At 63.6% G+C, this 4,501-nt stretch carries 4 protein-coding genes; 1 reads left to right on the top strand and 3 read right to left on the bottom strand.

Annotated features, from left to right (window positions below):
• From QVE23_RS10170 to QVE23_RS10160, 3 genes are all read right to left on the bottom strand, one after another.
• Positions 1–1,113 (bottom strand): TerD family protein (locus tag QVE23_RS10170; RefSeq protein ID WP_287968140.1); only part of this gene is annotated, 1,113 nt, incomplete at its 3' end.
• Positions 1,114–1,134: 21 nt separating this feature from the next.
• Positions 1,135–2,265, bottom strand: a complete 1,131-nt coding sequence (locus QVE23_RS10165; RefSeq protein ID WP_287968139.1) for a TerD family protein — start codon at positions 2,263–2,265, stop codon at positions 1,135–1,137.
• A gap of 143 nt (positions 2,266–2,408) precedes the next feature.
• Positions 2,409–2,741 (bottom strand): helix-turn-helix domain-containing protein, encoded by a 333-nt coding sequence (locus QVE23_RS10160; protein WP_021749716.1) that lies wholly within the window; start codon positions 2,739–2,741, stop codon positions 2,409–2,411.
• 283 nt (positions 2,742–3,024) lie between these two features.
• Between QVE23_RS10160 and QVE23_RS10155 the strand changes: the two genes are divergently transcribed.
• A complete protein-coding gene (locus tag QVE23_RS10155) occupies positions 3,025–4,296 on the top strand; it encodes a DeoR family transcriptional regulator (RefSeq protein ID WP_021749715.1) in 1,272 nt (423 codons plus the stop codon).
• Positions 4,297–4,501 lie beyond the last annotated feature (205 nt).

Below are 4,501 nucleotides of genomic sequence, written 5' to 3'. Positions count from 1 at the left end.
CCGGCCATCCGTCAGGAACAGCACCAGAATGGGCCTGCGCAGGCCGCCGTAGATCATCATGATGTCCCGCATGGCCTCCGGCTCGTTGTTGTACTGGTAGTTGAGCATGCTCATCCACCGCTCGTATCCGCCGGCCTGAGAGAAGGTGTAGTCCCGGATGTTATCCAGCGTCACCGGCTCCAGCTGGCGGCTCTTCGCAGCAAAGGCCCAGCAGTCCAGGGCGCCGCTGTCTGACAGGGTGGAGGACAGGGCGAAGAACTTGTCGAACATCTGCTGGACCCGGCCCCCGCGGTACAGGTCGAACATGGAGCCGGAGGCATCGGCGCACAGGACCGTCTGAAGGTCCCTCTCCGCTGCCCGGGGCACCTGGGCCAGTGCTGCAAAGGAGGCTTTGTACAACGGCGCCAGGAAGTCCAGGTCCCCTTGGCAGCGGCGGGCCAGCCCCTCCATGCGGGTGCAGACATGGGGCGGCAGGGAGCGCAGGATGTCCCCCACGGAAGGAGGCGGACCGCCGGCGGGCGCGGCCGGCTGCCGGGTTGTCCGGGCAGACACAGCTGTCCGGACAGGCGGCGGAGGCGGCGGGACCGGGTCTGACACCACGCCGCCGAAGCTCTCCACCAGGGCCCGGAGGCCGCCGTTGAAGCCCCGGCCCACGGCGCTGAACTTCCAGTCCCCGTTTTTCCGGTAGAGCTCGCCGGCCACGATGGCTCGCTCCCCGGAGAACTCGTTCCCCGCGTAGGCATACCGGGCCATCTCCTCCCCTCTGACCCACAGACCGATGCTGCCCTGTTCCAGCTCCCGCAGGGTGCGGCCGCCGTCAATGGCGGCAGTGAAGGAGAGCCGCTGGATATGGTCCGGCAGGGCCGCCAGATCCACCTGGAATCGGGCCGTTCCGCCGGATGCTCCCTCAGAGAGGGCCATGGCCCCTTCCGGCGAGCGCCGCTGGTTATAGAAAAGAAAATACCGCTCGTCGGAGAGGCGGCCTGCGCTGTCCAAGCCAAAGCAGGACACGTCGACCGCCAGGGGCCCCTGATGCCGCAGCTCCACCTCCAGGGTCCAGGTCCGGCAGACGGTTTGAATGGAGATCTTCTGTCCCCGCTGCAAATCCAACATGACTTCGGCTCCTCTCCCGTGTTATTTGTGGCCCGCCACCCAGCGGAAGCCGAAGTGGTAATGGGCGTCCACAGCCCGGTGGCTGTTGAAAAACAAGTCCTCCCGCCGGACCTCCAGCCCGCCGTCCCGGCCGGTGAGGCTGGCCAGGACGCAGAACCGTTCGTTGCTGTTGGGGTTGTCGATCTGGACCTCAATATCCGGCGTCCCCTGCTGGCTCAACACCACCCGGGCGTTGGTGGACCGCCAGTTGGGCACACCCTCATAGATGAAGGCGAAAACCACGGCGAAGTCGATCAGCTCCGGCCGGAAGAAGTCCATGTTTTCGCCGTTGGCGCTGGCGCCGGAGCGGTCGTCCTTGTCCAGCTTGATGTAGGGGGGCTGATCGGCGGCACCGAAGCTGTTGCCCAGGGCCTGGATGACCCCCTGCCGCCCGTCCTTCAGCCGGTACATACAGGCCAGATCCAGGTCGATGCCCCGGCTGAACAGGCCCCGCCGCTGGTCCCAGTTCAGGTTCACGTGGATGCGCCGACGGTTTTTCGTCAGGTCGATCTTGTGGCTCTCTCCGCTCTTCTTCAGGCTGATTTTGGAGAGATTCACCTTCGGCTCCGGCGGAGCAGGTGCCGGGGTCGGCGGGTCAGGCTTGACCTCCTCCCCGCCGAAGTGGGCCAGCAGGGCGGAGAGTCCCCCGTTGAAGCCGCTGTCCACCACGGAAAAGCGCCAAATCCCATCCTTGCGGTACACCTCGCAGAGAATCAGGGCCTTCTCCTGCTGATACCCCGCACCGGTGAAGACATAGGCCGCCCGGTCCAACTCTCCTTCCAGCGTCAGGAGTCCCCGGGCCAGCGCCTGCATGGTGCCGCTCTCCGCCGCCACCGTCACCACCAGCCTCTGCAGGAAGCCCGGAAGGCGGTTCAGGTCCACCGAGAACACCGTGGACTCCCCGGACTGGTGCATGGAGACGGCGCCCTCCGGCGAACTGGTCTGGTTGTAAAAAATAAAATAACGGTCGTCGGACAACTTCCCCGCTCCGTCCACGCCGAAGCAGGTCACGTCCGCCTCGCTCCCCGGCAGGGACACCGTCACGGAGATTCGCAGCTGTCCGCTTCCGGTCAGGTCCGCCAGTTTGCACTTCTGTCCCTTCTGCAGTTCCATGGGATCCCGTCCTTTCTCGCATATCCGTTTCTCCGCCCTGCGGGTTTACCTCCCTATTTTAGTGGATGGCGGCCGCCGAATCAAGAAGTGGATCCGGTTTTTCAACCCAGCGGGCGCAGATCTATCCGGCCGCCGCAGGCCCGCTATGCGTCTCCCCGCAGCAGAAACAGCCGGAGGACCTTCTCAGCCAGCCGGACCTCCCGGGGCGTGCACCGGGCCAGCAGGGCCTCTATGGCGGTCAGATCTGCATCGGGCTGAATCTCCTCTCCCAAAAGGATATACTCCATTGAGAGCTGCGACGTCTTCGATAATTTAATCAGCGTGTCAATGGACATCTGCGAGGTCCCCACCTCGATCTGGCCGTAATAGCCGGCGCTGATATCCGCCAGCTCGGCAAACTCCTCCCGGGTGAGGCCCAGAAGGGTCCTCTGCTGCCGCAGCCGGTGCCCCATGGCGACTCGCTCCTGTTTTGTCATCTGTTTCACGCTCCTTTTAGAATAAGTCTATTCTGGAACGTGTCCATTCAAAATATGCTATAAGATATTGATTTTAGTTATCTTATAGTGTATATTTTGAGTGAGAAAATCTCCGTATCCATTGTGGTGCAATGGTTTAGGAGTTTTTTCAAAAGCGGTTTCACGTGCATAACAATTGTCACAAAAAACGTTAGCTTATAGAGAAGATTCCGTCACCCGCAGGCTTCCAAAAGCAGGAAGGTCATTTTTGTGACACACAAGCGTAACAAAACGAGGAGACGCCATGCAGAGTTACACGCTCAACCGCCCCGATGGAGCCTTGCTTTGCCGGGTGCTGGAACAGCATACAAATGATGCCGCGGGAGCCATCCTGCGGCTGGCGTGGATGGCCGGTCTGATGCGGGACGAAATCCAGCACCTCACCTGGGCTCAGGTGGATCTGCTGGGCGAACAGCTCCTGCTGCCGGACCGGGCGGTCCCGCTGGCCCCGGAGCTGGCCGCCTGGCTGGAGGCCCTGCGCCGGGAGCGGAACGGCAGCAGCGAACGGGTGGTGCTGTCGGACCGGGACCAGCAGCCCCTGGCGGCCCAGTCCATCTCCCGCCTGGCCCGCGCCGCGCTGGACGCCGGGGACCTGAAGGCCGTCCGCCTGATCGACCTGCGCCACGACTACGTTCTGCGGCAGCTGGAACGTCACGACTGGCAGTACGTCTCCCGGATCACCGGGCTGGAGGCCGCCGCCATGAACGTCCACTTCGCGGCCTACCTGACGGAGAAGAAGGTCTCCACCCGCATCCGCCGGAAGGCAGCGCCGCAGATCGACGAGTTCGCCCTCTGGAAGCTGCTGCAGGCGGAACAGGACACCCCCGCCGGGGCGGCCCTGTGGCTCACCTGGCAGCTGGGGCTCCAGGTGGAGGAGATCGCGTCGCTGCGGTGGGACCAGGTGGACCTGCAGAAGGAGCGGCTTATCCTGCCGGACCGGCAGGTCCGCCTGACCAGCGGCGTCCTGTCCATTCTCCAGAAGCTGCGCAAGGCGGCGCCGCCAGAGGCGGAGTGGGTCCTGATGTCCCCCCGCAGCCGCCGCCCCTATGAGCGCACCCGCCTGTCCAAGCTGGTGCGGGCGGCGCTGGTGCAGGGCGGGCTGGACGATCTCTCCCTGCGGGACCTGCGCCTGGACTACGACATCCGGGTGGGCGGCGAGAACCAGGTGCTGGACGTTGTCCGGCGCCAGGGCTCCATCACCCGGAATGAGGTGATGGCCCTTCTGCGGGTCTCCAAGAACACAGCCTACAACCGGCTTCGGCAGATGGTGGCCCGGGGAAAGCTGACCAAAGTGGGAAACCGCTATTACCTGCCCAGCACGGTGGTGCCGCCGGAGGACCAGGAGCAGGCGATCCTGGCGTACCTGTCGGAAGCGGGGTTTGCCTACCGCCAGGACATTGCCCGGGTGCTGCGGATCGGCCCTCGCCAGTGCTGGCCCATTCTCCAGCGGATGCTGGCGGAGCACCAGATCGCCAAGGACGGGCAGAAATACATCCTCTTGCAGAAGGAGGCGTGAGACCGGGCAGCCCCGGTTTCCCGCCTCTCTCTTTTTTGGAAATCTGCAACTTTTGTTACATAAATTACCACGAATCAGACGCTTTTGAACGGCGTGTTTCGTTTGAATAACAATCGCGCCGAATCCGTAGACAATCCGGAAAAACACTGATACATTGGCGTTGCGGACGGCGGGAGTGTCACTGGCGGCCGGCTCTGTGGTTGGT

This window comes from Oscillibacter sp. KLE 1728 (assembly GCF_934833455.1).
Lineage (GTDB): Bacteria > Bacillota > Clostridia > Oscillospirales > Oscillospiraceae > Oscillibacter > Oscillibacter welbionis.
Note: the sequence above shows the minus strand (reverse complement) of the source record. Positions and strands in the feature narration are given on the sequence as shown.